This window comes from Ruminococcus sp. MSJ-25 (assembly GCF_018917825.1).
In the GTDB taxonomy this organism is placed as follows: Bacteria; Bacillota; Clostridia; order Oscillospirales; family Ruminococcaceae; genus Hominimerdicola; species Hominimerdicola aceti.
Genome location: NZ_JAHLPI010000012.1, coordinates 90,417 through 107,091 on the forward strand (window position 1 = coordinate 90,417; position 16,675 = coordinate 107,091).

Consider the following 16,675-nt stretch of genomic DNA (forward strand, 5'->3'; position numbering starts at 1 on the left):
TCTATTTAAGCTTTTTCATAAGCTCTAATACTTCATCGACAACTTCAGTGTTGCCACTTTGTACCTCCTCTGTCATGCAGGTCTTCATGTGTTCCTGCAAAATAAGATAACCGAAGCTTTGCATTGCACTTTCAACCGCTGCAACCTGAATGAGTATATCTCCGCAGTAGCGGTTATCGTCAAGCATTTTGATAATGCCGTTTATTTGTCCCGAAACTCTGCTTAGCCTATTCTTTAGCTGTTTTATTTCCTTATCATCACGGGGAGTGTGCTTGTGCCTGCAAGTATCACAGCAGCCGCATGACAGTTCTTTATCATTTCTATTGTCCATTTTTTCCTCCTTACTATATCAAATACCCTTATGGGGTATCTTTTGCTGCATATATATTATATACCCCTTATGGGTATTTGTCAACCGTATTTTTATATTATTTTTACAGAAAGCCAAAAAAATATCCGCCCTCCCAAAAGGAAAGCGGATATCAATTATTCAGTTAGTAGCCGTAATACCCAGTGTCATAGCTGTAGTTGTAAGCATTTTCTTCCTGATACTGCTTGATAGCTTCGTCAATGTTTTTACAACTGCCGTAAACTATATATTGAATGAACGCAGAGTTTGCGGCAAAGTCCGGATTAAGCACGTCCATGCTATAGATGACTTCGTTTGTGAAATAGCCGTCAGCAGGTATTCTAAGCTGCTGGATATCATATTTCATATAATCAAAAGCATTGAGGAGCAGATTTGCGATCTCACCATCAGTAAGGTCTGTGTTTATCTCAGGAAGGACTTTGTTCAGAAGCTTGTCAAGCTGAACAAGACTGAGCTTCTTGGATTCGGTTATGATCTCTGAGATAACACGTCTTTGACGTTCGGTACGCTCATAGTCGGAATTTCCTACATATCTAAGTCTTGCAAACGCAAGTGCCTGATTTCCGTTAAGATGAAGCTTTACCTTATCCTCATCACTCTTGCCCGCAAATATGTCGTTGCTTATATAGTCAGTGCCTTTCTTATTTTTAAGGTATTTGTTCTGTTCGGCCATCGGCTTCTTCATGCCCTCGGCTTCAGCCTTAGAAACTTCCATGTCGATACCACCTACGGTCTCAACTATATCTATAAACGAGTAGAAATTCACTCTTGCGTATCTGTCTATCTGGATACCGAAATAATCCTCAATACACTGTTCAAGATACTCACAGCCACCGTGCCAGTAAGCGCTGTTGAGCCTGTTGCCCTCGTCAAACTGCGCCATGTAAATGTACATATCACGCATAAGGGAGGTCATTGTAATAGTCTTGTTCTTGGTGTTTATGGAAATTATCATCATAACATCAGTATTTCCACGGCTCTCCTCTTCTGTATCACGGATATCCTCACCAATGAGCAGAATGTTCGTTACGTCCTCGCTGGATATCTTGGAGGACTGCTTTTGTAGCTGAGCCTTAAGCTCGTCCTCTTTTTCCTTTGCGTCAAATGTATCCGCCTCACTTGTAAGCTCGCTGGAATTTATAGGCGCTTTGCCTGAATTTATCTTAGTGTCTTTAGTTCTGTCAAGCATTCCTGTGTAGTGGAAAAACAAACCTACGATAATGGCAATTATAATAATGAATACTACAAATATTATTCCAAGAGCAATACCCGTCTTTTTCTTCTTGCTCCAGCCTTTTTTCTTTTTTGGCGTCTTATCCTGCTTTGGATCAGACTCATGTATCGGATCAGCTTTCTGCTGTTCCTTTGAGGGGATAGGTATGACCCCCGTAGGTCCGTTTGAGTTTGAAGCATCAAGTATCTTTCTGTTTTCTATTGCATTGGATATTAGCGACTGTAAATCCTTATCTCCCTGAGTGTTGGAGGTGTTCTTGTTGTCGTTGTCCATAAAATAAACCTCGTTTCCGATTAAAGTCAGCAAGCCGGAAGTCTATAGCTCGTTTAAGCACAATACAATAATAGTATATACTATTTTACTTCAAATTACAACATAAATTTCGTACGAATTTGACTTTAAAATTACATCAATTTTTATAAAATCAAATAAAACCGCTTTAATTTATAACAATTTTACAAGAGATTATTGCAGCTATTTGATAATTTATAAAAAATTCAGAGAAAAATAGAAAAAACACTTGCCTTTTGTATAAAAATTTGTTATGATATTAGTAAGAGCGAAAAGGTGAGTTGTGTCCACATGATCTCACCTGATTTTTTTGTGTTTTATTTTTGATATATGGAGGAAAAATGATATGCCTACAAAATATGTCTTTGTAACAGGCGGTGTAGTATCAGGTCTTGGAAAGGGCATAACCGCTGCGTCACTGGGAAGATTGTTAAAAGCAAGGGGCTACAGCGTTACCATTCAGAAATTTGACCCGTATATAAATGTCGATCCAGGCACAATGTCACCTTATCAGCATGGTGAGGTTTTCGTAACTGACGATGGTGCGGAAACTGACCTTGATCTTGGTCACTATGAGAGATTTATCGACGAAAATCTTTCTATCAATTCAAATGTTACCACAGGTAAGATATACTGGACAGTTCTTAATAAGGAGAGAAGAGGAGATTATCTTGGCGGCACGGTTCAGGTCGTTCCTCATATCACCAACGAGATAAAGGATCGTCTTTACAGAGTAGGCAAATCAACTGACACAGATATAGTTATCACAGAGATCGGCGGAACAGTTGGCGATATCGAGTCCACACCATTCCTCGAGGCTATCAGACAGGCTTCTATCGAGCTTGGAAGAGAAAATTCTGTGTTTATCCATGTGTGCCTGTTGCCTTATATCTCAGGCTCAAAGGAGCTTAAATCAAAGCCTACACAGCATTCCGTAAAGGAATTGCTTTCTATCGGTATCCAGCCTAATATCCTTGTTCTTCGTTCTGAAATGGAGATACCTGAGGATATGAAGCAAAAGATAGGTCTTTTCTGCAACGTAAGAGCAGAGGACGTTATACAGAATCTTACAGCACCATCACTTTATGAAGTGCCTCTCTGGCTTGAAAAAGAGGGCCTTGCAGATGTTGTTTGTCATCATCTTAAGCTTGAGTGCAGACAGCCAGACCTTAAAGAGTGGCAGGAAATGATAGGCAGAGTTCACAGCTGTAACAAGAAAGTAACTATCGGTCTTGTTGGCAAGTATGTTGAGCTTGAGGACGCTTATCTTTCCGTAGCAGAAGCTCTCCGTCACGGCGGTTTTGAGAACAGCGCAGAAGTTGATATCAAGTGGATACAGTCTGAAAATCTCAATGAGAACACTGTAGCTGAAATGCTCCACGGCTGCGACGGCATAATCGTACCGGGCGGCTTTGGTGACAGAGGAATCGAGGGCATGATCGAAGCTATCAAATATGCAAGAGAACATAAGATACCAATGTTCGGTATCTGCCTCGGTATGCAGATGTCTGTTGTTGAGTTCGCAAGACACATTGCAGGACTGGAAGGGGCAAATTCCTCCGAGTTTGGTGACACTCCATATCCTGTTATAGATATAATGGATTCACAGAAGGATATCACAGAAAAGGGCGGCACTATGCGACTTGGCCTTTATCCATGCAAGCTTGCAGACAATTCAAGATGTGCTGAGATCTATTCAGCACCACAGAATCTTATCCGTGAGCGTCATCGTCACCGTTGGGAGTTCAATAATGAATACAGAAAGCTTCTTGAAGATAAGGGTCTTATGCTTGCAGGCCTTTCACCTGACGAAAAGCTTGTTGAGATAGTAGAGCTTCCAAAGAATGTACACCCATGGTTCGTTGGTGTTCAGTTCCACCCAGAGTTCAAGTCAAGACCAAACAGAGCGCACCCTCTGTTCAGAGATTTCATCAGAGCTTCTATCGAGTATTCTGAGTTTGGCGAGAAAATATAATAACATATAGTTTTTATCAAGGACAGATGATTTTTTCATCTGTTCTTTTTTTGTGCAAAAATGCAAAACGTTCAGAGAAAATGGCGTAAATATGTATGATTTGAATAAAAGTCATTGACCTTTTATGTGATGTATGATATAATCGTATTAAGTGGAGTAAAAGCTGACAGGTGGTGAGGGTTTGTTAAAAGATCTTGAGAAACCAATAGAGTATCTAAAGGGCGTTGGCGAAAAGCGTGCCGAGTGCTATGAAAAGCTTGGCGTGAAAACAGTCTATGACCTGCTTTGTCATTATCCAAGAAGTTATATTGACTATACTTCGCCTGTCCCCATAGCCGACGCACCAACTAACGAGCCTTGCATAGTAAAGGGCAGAGTAGTTAAAAAGCTCCCCGAAGCCCGTATTAGAAAAGGTCTGTCAGTGTACAAAGTCATTTTTACCGATGACGTCACTGACCTTGTAATAGTTATCTATAACAGCGAGTATATGTATAAACAGCTTGAAGTGGATAAAGAGTATTACCTCTGCGGCAGGATAACAGGAAACCTTGTGCGAAAAGAGATAAATTCTCCTGTGATACTTTCTGCCGATACGGAAGATAAAGTCCAGCCTGTCTATCACCTCACAGAGGGTCTTAGTCAGCAAATGCTCAGAAAAACAGTAAGGCTCGCCCTGAATGTTTTTAATAAGAATATCTATGAGCCGCTGCCAAAAAGCATAATGCAAAGGTATAATTTCTGTTCTCTTGAATATGCTTTGGAGAATATACATTTTCCAAAAGATATGCACATCTGCGAGCTTGCGAAAAATCGCCTTGTCTTTGACGAGCTTCTTGTTTTGCAGCTTGGTATGCAGCTTATGAAAAGCCGAAGCCGTGAAAAAAGCGGCTGTGTGCTGAAAATACAGGATATGGACAGCTTTTATAACGCTCTGCCATTTATCCTTACAAACAGCCAGCAAACCGCCATAGAGGATTGTATCAGAGATATGCAGAAAGAACAGCCTATGAACAGACTCGTTCAGGGCGACGTTGGCTCGGGTAAGACCGCAGTTGCGGCAGGAGCGGCATATTTTGTGTATAAAAATGGCTGCCAGACTGCACTAATGGCTCCTACTGAGATTCTTGCCGAGCAGCATTACGAGACACTCAAAGGCTTTCTTGAACCGCTTGGCGTAAAGGTGGCACTGCTCACAGGCTCTATGACCGCAAAACAGAAAAAGCTTGTGAAAGAGGGGCTTGAAAACGGTGAATACGCCGTTGCAGTGGGAACACACGCTCTTGTTCAGCAGACAACGAAGTTCAAAAAGCTTGCCCTTGTCATAACAGATGAGCAGCACCGCTTTGGCGTTGAACAGCGTGCGGCACTTGCTTCAAAGGGTGAAAATCCCCATAAGCTTGTTATGTCAGCCACGCCTATCCCTAGAACTCTTGCCCTTATGATATACGGCGACCTTGATATTTCTGTACTGAAAGAGCTTCCTAAGGGCAGACAGCCCGTTGAAACATATGCCGTTACAGGAAAGCTTCGCGAGCGTGCTTTTAACTATGTGAAAAAATATCTTGACGAGGGTAGACAGGGTTATATAGTCTGTCCAATGATAGAGGAAAGTGATATGGACTTGCAGGACGTTAAGACCTATGCTAAAAAGCTTTCTCAGGGTACGTTTAAAGATTACACTGTGGGACTTCTTCATGGCAGAATGAGCGGCGCTCAGAAAGAACAGGTAATGAACGACTTCAAGGAGCATAAAATAGACCTGCTCGTTTCCACAACAGTTGTGGAGGTAGGAGTTGACGTGCCTAATGCGGCAATAATGGTAATAGAAAATGCTGACAGATTTGGTCTTTCCCAGCTTCACCAGCTTCGTGGTCGTGTGGGAAGAGGTAAATATAAATCAAGTTGTATCCTCATTACAGACAACGTGAATGAGGAAAGCGTGAAAAGGCTTAAAATTTTGGGCAAGACTAACGACGGCTTTAAGATATCTGAGGAAGATCTTAAACTCAGAGGTCCTGGTGACTTTTTCGGAAGCAGACAGCATGGCCTTCCTGCATTGAAGATAGCGGATATGTCACAGGATATGGATATACTAAGAAAAGCACAGGAAGCCGCACAGCTTATCAGAAACGCAGACCCTAAACTTGAGCGTACAGAAAATATATATCTAAGAGAGCTTGTGGATAAACTCTTTGATAAAACTATGTCAGATAATTGAAAGATGTAAAGTCTGAAAACTTTATCGTGTAAGATGATGCGTAAAGCAAAAAGACTTTACGAAGCAAAAGAGTAAAATGGAGGTAATTATGGAGGCAATAAAATTTTTAAAGTACATTCTGTCGAGAATTGGGATAATGATCGTTCTTACACTGTTTTCAGCCTTTGCAGGCATTGTGCTGATACCGGCTCTGGTTACGGTCTTTCCGTCAAGCACATCTGCTTTCAAGAGCTTTATGACAAATAGTAATGTAGACTCATTTATAGGCTTTGCGGTCATGCTTATATTTTTCCTAAGACTTTTTTATGACGACGGCAAACGCCATGCCGCATATGAAAATTGGAGCTGGGTCAATATTACAATAGTGTATCTTCTTATGCTTCTAGTGTATTTTATTCCTGCAATATTCAGGGATTCATTCAGTCAGGAGGGCAAGGGAGATATCTTCTATAAGGTGCTTTATTATCCGTGTATATGGCTGAATGAAGGCGTGGGCATGAACTACCTTGTAAGCGTGATCATCGGCATAGGACTTCTTCTTGCAGCGTCCTATTGTATCTATCTGATAGCTTATAAAGTGTATGTTCATAAGCATCCTGTCATTCTCAAAAGTATGAAATCTTTTAGTACGGGCAAGACGGATAATAAAGTATAAATTGTATTATTTGAACATAAATAAGAGTATTTACTATCAGAAATCTGTATGAACTCGCTTTAAATGTTAAATATAATTTAAAATGTTAGTTTAATTATTCTATTTGTACAAATTCGATAAATTTGTGAAGATTATTTTGTAAATAAATTAACGCTTAAAAAGCACTCAATCACTTGCGAAAAGATGAAAATAATGTTATAATTATAAAAATGCGTTTTGTGTATTTTTAAAGTTTTTTGTTATGAATGCACAAAATGTATAAATAAGTGGAGGTGTATCTACATATTATGAAGAAATTTTCCTATGTTGCTAAGGATACCTCGGGAAAAACCATAAAGGGTATCTATGAGGCTGAGGATGCACAGGAAGTACTGGACAAGATCCACGAACAAGGTCTTTTCTGTATAAGTTATACAGAAGCATTGGGCGGTGCAGGCAAACAATCTGTGCACAAGTTCAATACTAAGGAACTTGCTTTCTGCTGCCGTCAGCTTGCGGCAATGATGACATCGGGTCTTACCATTGTTAAAGCGCTCGACATTCTCTATAAGGAAGAGGAGAATAAGGGTGCAAAGGATGTTTGGAGAAGCGTTTATGACGATGTTCAGAAAGGTCAGAGCTTTACCGAGGCCCTCGATACAAGAAGAGGAAGCTTTCCGGACTTTTTCATCTCAATGGTAGACGCAGGTGAGACCTCAGGTACGCTCGATATGACAATGCAGCGTCTGAGCGATTACTATGCAAACTCAAACAAGTTGAATAATAAGGTAAAGAGTGCGATGACTTATCCTATCATACTTGGCGTTCTTTGTATCGTCATGGTAATCGGTATGTTTACGTTCATCATGCCTATATTTGCAGGTCTTATGCCAGAGGATCAGATGCCTGCACTTTCTAAGGCTCTCTTCTCGTTCAGTGACTTTTTCAAGGCAAAATGGTATATCATTCTTATCGTGGTCGTTGTTTTGATATTCGGTTGGATATATGCCTTGAAAGTACCGTCAGTCAGACTTAAATTTGACTATATCAAGATAAAGATGCCTGCCGCCGGAAAGCTTATGGTAAAGATCTATGAGGGTCGTTTCGCAAGAACTCTTTCATCACTTTATTCAAGCGGTATCCCAATGGTAGAGTGTCTTGAACGTTCGTCAAGAATACTTGGAAATGCTTATGTTGATAAGATGTTCATCCAGGTAGTTGATGAAGTTAAGCAGGGCGCACCGCTTTCAGCGTCACTTGCAAAAACAGAGATATTTGAAGGAATGTTTACTTCCATCATCTATGTCGGTGAGGAATCAGGTGCTCTCGATGAGATCCTTGAGAAAACTGCTGACTACTATGAGGAAGAAGCAGACGCAGCCGTTACAAGACTTGTAGGACTTATGGAACCATTGCTCATCGTATTCATGGGTGTTGCGATCGGTCTTTGCCTTGCGGGTATCTTCCCACTGCTCTACGGTTCATTGTCAGGTCTGGAAAACTAAGGGTCTGCATTTTATGTTTGTTAATTTTAAATATCTCCTCTCCTTTAAAACGGAGAGGAAAGATATTTGTTTTGAAAAATAATTTAAGAGGTGAAGGAATAAATGCTATCATTTGATATTTCTGATAGACAAATCAACATTGTTAAAGGTGATAACTCCTCTAACAAGATAAGGATCGAAAGATCTTTGCAGGTAGACGTTCCTGAGGATATGATCCTTAACGGTGAGGTCATCAACCTTTCAGGTCTGTCCGAGTTACTGCTCACTCAGATCAAGGCTGAGGATATGATGGATAAGGACGCTATCGTTACTTTTTCATCGAGCAACATCGTATTCAAGGAGCTTGTAGTTCCAAAGGCAAAGGGTAATGAGTTCCTGCTTATGGTACAGAACCATATGAGCCAGGAAATGGGTATCACAGATGAGTATTCTATCTCATATACAGTAGTAGGTGAAGCAGGCGAGGATAATCCTGGCGCAGTGAAGGTACTTGCAACAGCTTGCCCTAGTACGATAGTTGAAAGCTACAGAAAGCTTTATAACATTATGGGCATGAACCTCAGATCTGTTAACATCGGATGTAACTCTATCGCAAGAATCGTTCTTGCTGACAAGTCCAACATGGAGAAAATGCCACTGTTGGTTTGCCAGATCGATAAGAACTTCCTTGGTCTTACACTTTTTGAGAATGGACAGATGGCATTCGCCAGATACGTTCCTATCTCAGAAGATGATTATGATTCTGACGATTATATCACTGAGGCTCTTAACGAGAACATCTTCAGAATGGAGCAGTTCAATAAGGCAAGAGGCGGTTCAGGACTTGAAAATGTTATTCTCTATGGCTTTATCGAGGATTACATCAAACTCGTTGACGCTCTTGACGGTCTTGATATAAAGGCTTCCGTTCTCGGTGTGCCTGCTCAGATCACAGGTTTTGAGAACTTCGAGTTTACAGTATTCGCTAATGCTATCGGTGCTCTCTATAAGAGAAACAAGGCAACAGAGAAGATCAACCTCCTCGAAGTCGATCAGTCCACAGGTAAGGGCGGCAACAGCGGAATGGGTTCGCTGCTCATGACAGGCGGTATCTTCGCTGCGGCAGCCGCAGTGCTTATCGCAGGTGCAACACTTGTTATTAATCTCAGGAAGAGTTCTATCGAGAAAGATATAGACAAGACTAATGATAAGATAGCTGTTTGCAATGAGAAGATCGCCCAGAACCAGATACTTCACAATAAGATGAAGATCATGCAGGATTATTCAAACTATGTTACATCAGCAAATGCAGCTCTTGAAACACTTCCGGTCGTGTCAAGTGAGATGTTTGACGATATCAAGGAAGCTCTTGGTTCTTTCAAGTATGAAGGCTTTACATATAACCTTGAAGCTGGTACAGTAACACTTACTAAGGTTGAGCTTGATGATCAGTCAGATGTAAAAACAGCAATCGATGCCCTTGTAGGTACAGGACTCTTCCAGGAAGATGTAGGATACAACGGATATTCGATCGGTGAAGAAGGCAGCTCAGGCGTAACGCTTGATTCGCTGACACTTTATCTTAAAGAAGAGGGCGAGGGTGAATAATTATGAAGTTGAATTATCGTGATAAAATGATTTTGATAGTAGTATTCGTACTGCTTATAATTGTTGCAGGTTTTATGCTTTTTATTAAGCCTGCCATTGATGAGTGTAGTCAGGCAAGCAGTGATCTGGAATCAGCAAAGGTACAGCTCAGCGAGCTTGAAGATCAGGTAGACAAGGATAAGAACCTTGCCGCTGAGATTCAGACACTTTATACAAGCACCTCACAGGTCGCAGCTAACTTCTATGATTATCAGGTAGCATACAAGGCTACTGATAAGGTTCGTGAGCTTTTTAATGTTGATGATGTAAAGATCAAAAACTCCAATATGACTATTTCATCATACGGCAGCACAGTTCTTTCGCCTTTTGCTTATGAGTCAACAGCAACAGCTACTGATTTTGACACTAAGGTAGATGAATACAATAATGCAAGCACAACTGATTCATCAGCCGCAGACGCTAATGCAGATGCAAATGCAGCTGCAGAAGATCCTAATGCAGCTGCTGGACAGACAATAGGTTACTATAGCCTTAACATTCAGTTCAAAAGCTCACTTTCAGGTTTCAAGAATTTTGCTGATAACCTGACGACGAACAATGAAAAGAGCATGGTGATCGAGAATGTTAACATTGAGAATGTCAATGAGAGCGAGATCTCAGGCTCTATGACACTGAATATGTACGTTCTGAAGAAGCTTGCCGATCCTTCTGCCAGCTAAGAGAAAACTATTTGGTAGGATAAGGAATATTTCTTGTCCTGCCAATTAGTGCTATATAATGATTAAAAATTTTATATAAGTAATCAACTTGTGTAAAATGAAAAAAGTATAGCATAAATGATAATAAAACTAAGAAAGGTGGTTAATATGGAGAATACTCCGAAGAGGAAACAAAGAAACAAACCCGGAGTCGTGCTTTTCACAGCGGTTGCTGTCATGCTCATGCTGTCAATACTTTTGACTGCAACTGTTTCTTTTGTTTCGGTAAATAGGACAAAAACAAATGATAACTATAAGAGCAAACAGGCTTATCTGACAGCTTCATCTACTCTTGAAAGCTTTATTAATCAGATACAAACTGATACTGCTCCTACCAATGACCCTACTGCAAAGGCTCAGCAGAAAAAGGCCATAGATAACCTTAAAAAGCTGGCAAGTGCTAATAGCGGAAAGGGTACAACTACTAATGTCAGCTATAATGGATCAAATGGTAAAAGCGATAATATCGGTACCACAAAGATAACTGTAGCACAGGAGGGTACAAGTGTTGCAAATATCGTTGTTACCTGTGAAACTACTTATCTGGGAAAAACTGAAAAGGTAGCAGCTCATATTTCCACGCAGTCAGTTACAAAGCCTGCCGAATATACAAATACTATCGAGCTTGTTGGTAACGGCGGCGCAGGTTACGATAACCTTAACGTTATCGGTGATATGGCTGGTATCAATAATACCACTGGTAAGGTCTATAGATTTACAAACAATACCAGTATCTATGGTTCTTATCTTATGTATGGTTCTTTGGAGGTTTCAACTCAGCCTCTTATCATGCTCAAGCCTAGTCTTGTAGATGAAAAGCAGGGTTCAACTGTTACAATTTCTGAAAACCTTGATGTTTCAAATGAATTCCACATCAACTCAACAATGGCAAGAGCAGACGGATATAACTATGTTAATATCGGTCAGAAGCTTTCCACTTCAAACCATATGGACGTTGGTTCATCAGGTTTTGATGTCGATTTGTTCTGTTGTGAAGCTAACATTGGCGGAAATGACTATACACAGTATGGTAACTTCTACGTTTATAAGGGCGCAGGTGCTTATAATGGCGATGCAACATTTGGTGCAAATGGTCAGACGATCAATGGCTCTCTCTATGTCGAGGGTGATCTTAATGTCACAAAGTCACTTAAGGTAACAGGCTCTGTTTATGTTACCGGCACTATCACGGGTAAAGATAAGATCGTCTGCCAGGCTTCAAATATTCATGAAGGAGCTGTTCTTAGCAAAGCAGGTCGTGACGCAAAGCCACAGATACCTGTATCTGCTGATGCATATGTATATTATCCGGAAGATTTCTTCATGAGCAATGATACTAATGTGACAACGATCTCTGATGAATATCAGGCTTTCTATGATGGCTCAAACACTAAAACTTTCAATACCTTTGCAAGCGATCCAAGCTATTGGAATAATGTTGACTACACGCTTACTGAGCCAATAGACCTTACAGGAACAGGAGCTAAGACTCCAGTTACAAGCCGCTACAAATTGAGAATAACATCAAGCTGTACATGGGCATCTGATCTTTCGTTCAATGATTATGGCAATGGTTCAAGGATCCTCGTTGATGTTTCTGATTCTTCAGGCGATATTGTTATAAGACTTCAAAATGGTCTTAGTCTTGATTCAAGCTGGTCTCCAACTATAGTTGTCAGAAATCGTTCAACTATAATTGATACAACTACAGGTGACAGAAAATACAACTGCTATTTTGTTTCAGACTCAGGCAGTGCTATTACACTTAATGGTATCGACTCAGTAACAGGCAAGTCCAAGCATTCGGGTTCAAGCGCATGTAACTATAACTTTAGTGGCTTGAAAATATTTGATTATGACACTTATGTTCGTATGTATGACTCTGATACACTTAATAATACTAAGGGTAATCCTGGTGCTCCACAGAGCAGTTTCGTCCTTAATCCAACATCAGTGGACGTTGCAGGCTCTTACAGACCATCAAACAGCAGTATCATTTTCTTATTTGCTGAGAACACAACACTTAGCGCCACAAACAACAGTTTCTTCCAGGGTTCATTCTACTCACCGGAAGCAATGGTTAATATAGCAACAAGTGGTCTTAGTGGACTTAATGTTACAGACTCAGCTGGCGGAATAATGACCGTTCAGTGCTGTGCAGTCGGTGTAGTTATCGCAAACAGCTTTGGTAACGCCAATACAGCGTTCTATGTATACACTAAGCCTTCAACTACTTCTGTAATGCAGAATGCAAAGGGCGGCAAGGACGATTCAGCATTCGGATATACTCTTGACAGATATGATCATTACTAATTGAAAGGAGTATACTCATGAAAAAGAACAGCAAAAATAAAAAGGGTATGACTCTTGTAGAGGTCATCATAGCAATGGCACTTTTGTCAGGTATGTCAGCTATGCTTGTTACAGTTGCTGTTGCGGCAAAAAAACAGAATCTTGAAAACTACTACCGCAACAATGAAATGTATACTCAGGCAGTAAATGCCGAGCAGTATAATGATAACAAGACCGTCAATATGAACGAGTTGAAGGTAAACAAGTTTTCTTCAAGCGGCAAAACTACAAATGAGTTTGCCCTTGAGGCAGACTTTGGAAGCGGCATAAAGTTCAATACTACAGCCTATGGCTTTAAAGCAAAGCTTAATAATATTGATGAAGACGCAGGCTATCAGCTTAAATTTCTTCAAGGTAAGGACGTAAACATTACACCTAATCCTGAAAAGAGTGTTTACTGGGTAAAATTTTACAACAATTCAGGGGCAGATATGAATTTCTATGCTCTTACGCCTGAGCTTACAGGCGGAAAGTTCTTTGATGTAAATAATAACTCATCAGGAAATTCACTTCTTATCCCTATCGGCGACGGTGGAAATCAGCAGTTTGGCGTTGTGCTTTCAGGCGTAACAGGAAGCGATTATTTCGGCTTCTCACAGTCATCTGATCTTTACAGCAGCACTCCAACGGCCGATGCGGCTGCATTTAAGATCACAGATGCGACCTTTGACCATTATCTTGAAAAAGATGCGTCAGGTAAAGCTACAGGTTATGTAGTTATCCATTATATGGGCGGTTCTGATTACAAAAACCAGGCTGACTATGACGATGCACAATCAACACCATAAGGAGGGAGGATCTTGAAAATGAATAAAAACCGCAAGGGTTTTACCCTTGTTGAGCTTATCGTTGTGGTAACGATTTTCGGCGTGATCCTCGGAGCTATCCTTAATATGATCAAACCTGCAAATAACGTTTATCATGACGCTGATGCAACAATGGAAAGCAATATCATAGGTTCAGGTCTTATAGACTATCTTGATGATGAGCTTAGATATTCGACCAATGTTCTTGTGCTTAAAGATTATATTGGTGTGCCTGATGTTTCAACCTCTGGTACTATCGGTGCAAGCGGTGTGACCTATTCAAACTGTATCGTTATTGACAATAATAATCTTCGTGGCTATAGTCTGAAAAACTATTCAGGCAGCGACACGGATACAGCCGCAAAGAGAATGGGTGCAAAAGGCTGTATCCTCAATGTAGGTAAGGTAAATACAGAGGGCTTAAACTTTAATAATTCTGCTGTTGCAAGAGGCGTTGATTTTTACGACAATTATAAGTTTGATATCAGTGCAAGTATCAGCAAAATTGAGGAAATGTATACTCTCGACGTTTCTCTTACAGCCTATCAGCCAACATATGAGAACGGAAGCTATACTTTTACGAAAACAAAGTATAAAAAGGACGCAGCAGTAAATCTCACAAATATTAACATAGATGAAGGCGATTCATACAATGTTAATGACTATAAAGATTTCTCTGTAGCTCCTGATTATGTCACATATCCTCGGGCAACCACTGCTCCTGCAGGTTGCACAGCTCAGCAGGAAAAGTATTACAGCCTTGACGCTTCAAACACATATACTTATATTTTCTATGATAAGACAACAGTTTCAAGTTCAAAAACATACAGTGTAAAGTTTATCTACTCTGCAAGCGACCCTGAACCAACGCTTCGTGGTAAACAGATAGATACTAAGTCTGTCAAGGCGGGTACAGTTTATAAAGCTCCACCTTCTATGTCATCAAGAACAGGTTATGGCACGCCTTATTGGGTAGACAGCAAGAATAACGTTGCTGATTTTACAACAGGTGTAACGATAAACAAGGATATGGTATTCTCATGTGTTTATCCGCCTGTTGCACCGAAAACCCAGTTTACAGTAACGTTTGAGAATATCAACGGTTCTACATTTAAAACAACAAGTGTCTATGATGGCGACTTTGCAAATGACCCTGGAATTCCAAGTGACATGGATACTATAAAACAAGATTTTGTTAAGTGGGTATACAAATCTGATACGTCAAAAGGTCTTACTGATATAACCATAACTGATAATTCAACAGTTTTTGTTCCGGTTGTACAGAACAAGCATAAGGTTGAGTTTAAATTAAACGGTTCTTTAATAAATACCTCAACTATTTATGTTTCTGATGGACAGTATGCAAGTTATCCAGGTGCTACCCCTGTTTCGTCGGACGCTGATAAGATATTTGGCGGTTGGGTCGTAGAAGGAACAAATGATGATATATCTACTAAGGTTATAACATCAGATACTGTTTTTGAGGCAACCTTCATTTCAAAACCGACAAATGATTTGTACGTTATCAGCAGTATCGCAAGAAAAATCAATGATGGTGAGATAGACTATGATATAACAATACAGAATAATGGTTCTGATGTTGTAAAGATCTGGTCTTTAAGTGCTAATGTTGGTTTTGCATTTGATCAGATGCAGGCGGATTGGAGATTGAAAATTCCAAATGATAAGGTTTGTGGATTTACAACGAACAACGATTTGAATAACCCATCAAACTGTGTATTTATTCCAGCGGGTGGAACCGTCACAGTTACGTTGTATTTTAAGAAGTACAACGATCCAAAGTATACTGAGGATCTTTCAAAGTATTCACTTAACCCATCTGATATTACAGTATCTAAGGTACAGTAATTTCTTTTCTCAATCAGACCCCTCCATGGGTCTGATTGCTGAAAAAATCCCCTTAACAGAAAACTTCTATTAAGAGGATTTTTTGAGCAAAAAAATTCCGCAGTATCAAACTGCGGAATTTGCAATTATCTTATTATCAGCATTGCTTCGTTCATCATCTCGTTAAGACCAGTAAAGTCCATGTACCATGAACCAATCTGCTCTGAGTACAAGGCTGCAACAGCAATTCCTATGGAGAGATATGGACCAAATGCAAATACTGAATCACCGCTGCGGTGCTTCTGGATAAGTCCGCCGATCGAACCTGTTATCAGTCCGATAAGAAGCGCTACCAAAGCACCCTGCATTCCGAGAAACAACCCTGCGGCTGCCATGAGATATACATCTCCCATGCCCATTGCTTTCTCATGTGTGATAAGACAAATAATAAGCAAAGGCACGCTCACAATGAAAAATCCGATCAAGTGTGATTTAAGCGTAAGTCCCGTCTGATCTTTGCAGAAGATGTATTCCGCAACACCAAGCAAACCTATGAATATCACCACATATGTGTTGATAAGCTGAGTGTCCCAGTCCATGAAGAATACAACGATAAGAGCAGAGAATAACAGACAGACAAGTGCTGCACGAAGCGGATTGAAAATTCCATTGAAGTGATAGAATACCCATAAGTAAAGCAGTGCGTTCAGCGTTTCAACTATAGTGTATCTTGCCGATATCTTTGCACCGCAGCTTCGACACTTTCCATGAAGTATGCACCAGCTTACTATCGGTATCAGGTCACGCCGTTTGATTGGCTCACCGCAGGTCATACAGTGAGAATTTCGCTTGATAAGACTCTCATTTTTCGGCAATCGGTATATGCAGACGTTAAGAAAACTGCCTATGCACGCTCCGAAAATGAACACAAATACATAAATGATTATGTATGATAAGGTTAAATTATCCACAGTGATCCTCCTTTGGATTCATTAGTTAAGGCAATACCGCACAAGGCACGCCTAGCGGCTTTGCACGCAATCTGCTTGCAGATTTTCCGTTATCTTGCACAGATACTCCTTGAAATACGAAAGTAT

The 16,675-nt window shown here is 40.4% G+C and carries 12 protein-coding genes; 9 read left to right on the plus strand and 3 right to left on the minus strand.

Going from position 1 to position 16,675, the window contains the following annotated elements; all coding sequences use genetic code 11:
* Position 1: 1 nt before the first annotated feature.
* Complete coding sequence (locus KQH97_RS03770; protein WP_138338925.1) at positions 2 to 331, minus strand: metal-sensing transcriptional repressor; 330 nt, start codon at positions 329 to 331, stop codon at positions 2 to 4.
* A gap of 163 nt (positions 332 to 494) precedes the next feature.
* Complete coding sequence (locus KQH97_RS03775) at positions 495 to 1,877, minus strand: LCP family protein (RefSeq protein ID WP_051706880.1); 1,383 nt, start codon at positions 1,875 to 1,877, stop codon at positions 495 to 497.
* Positions 1,878 to 2,241: 364 nt separating this feature from the next.
* Between KQH97_RS03775 and KQH97_RS03780 the strand changes: the two genes are divergently transcribed.
* The 9 genes from KQH97_RS03780 to KQH97_RS03820 all read left to right on the plus strand — a co-directional run bounded on the left by KQH97_RS03780 (position 2,242) and on the right by KQH97_RS03820 (position 15,599).
* The gene (locus KQH97_RS03780) at positions 2,242 to 3,870 is read left to right on the plus strand and encodes a CTP synthase (RefSeq protein WP_216552809.1); all 1,629 of its coding nucleotides are present in this window, start codon (positions 2,242 to 2,244) and stop codon (positions 3,868 to 3,870) included.
* A gap of 181 nt (positions 3,871 to 4,051) precedes the next feature.
* Positions 4,052 to 6,088, plus strand: a complete 2,037-nt coding sequence (gene recG / locus KQH97_RS03785) for an ATP-dependent DNA helicase RecG (RefSeq protein WP_216552811.1) — start codon at positions 4,052 to 4,054, stop codon at positions 6,086 to 6,088.
* Between the two features lie 88 nt (positions 6,089 to 6,176).
* Positions 6,177 to 6,743, plus strand: coding sequence for a hypothetical protein (locus KQH97_RS03790; RefSeq protein WP_216552813.1), 567 nt, complete (start codon positions 6,177 to 6,179; stop codon positions 6,741 to 6,743).
* Positions 6,744 to 7,030: 287 nt separating this feature from the next.
* On the plus strand, positions 7,031 to 8,227 hold the full coding sequence (locus tag KQH97_RS03795) for a type II secretion system F family protein (RefSeq protein ID WP_046441446.1): 1,197 nt from the start codon (positions 7,031 to 7,033) through the stop codon (positions 8,225 to 8,227).
* Between the two features lie 102 nt (positions 8,228 to 8,329).
* Positions 8,330 to 9,814, plus strand: a complete 1,485-nt coding sequence (pilM, locus tag KQH97_RS03800) for a pilus assembly protein PilM (protein ID WP_117876524.1) — start codon at positions 8,330 to 8,332, stop codon at positions 9,812 to 9,814.
* A gap of 2 nt (positions 9,815 to 9,816) precedes the next feature.
* Positions 9,817 to 10,533 (plus strand): type II secretion system protein GspM, encoded by a 717-nt coding sequence (gene gspM / locus KQH97_RS03805; protein ID WP_118123669.1) that lies wholly within the window; start codon positions 9,817 to 9,819, stop codon positions 10,531 to 10,533.
* Positions 10,534 to 10,680: 147 nt separating this feature from the next.
* Positions 10,681 to 12,885: a hypothetical protein gene (locus KQH97_RS03810; protein WP_216552815.1), complete on the plus strand. Its 2,205-nt coding sequence runs from the start codon at positions 10,681 to 10,683 to the stop codon at positions 12,883 to 12,885.
* A gap of 17 nt (positions 12,886 to 12,902) precedes the next feature.
* A complete protein-coding gene (locus KQH97_RS03815; protein ID WP_216552817.1) occupies positions 12,903 to 13,712 on the plus strand; it encodes a type II secretion system protein in 810 nt (269 codons plus the stop codon).
* A gap of 18 nt (positions 13,713 to 13,730) precedes the next feature.
* Positions 13,731 to 15,599: a type II secretion system protein gene (locus KQH97_RS03820; RefSeq protein ID WP_216552819.1), complete on the plus strand. Its 1,869-nt coding sequence runs from the start codon at positions 13,731 to 13,733 to the stop codon at positions 15,597 to 15,599.
* 125 nt (positions 15,600 to 15,724) lie between these two features.
* Here KQH97_RS03820 and KQH97_RS03825 read toward each other — a convergent pair whose 3' ends face one another.
* Positions 15,725 to 16,549: an A24 family peptidase gene (locus tag KQH97_RS03825; protein WP_216552821.1), complete on the minus strand. Its 825-nt coding sequence runs from the start codon at positions 16,547 to 16,549 to the stop codon at positions 15,725 to 15,727.
* Positions 16,550 to 16,675: the final 126 nt, after the last annotated feature.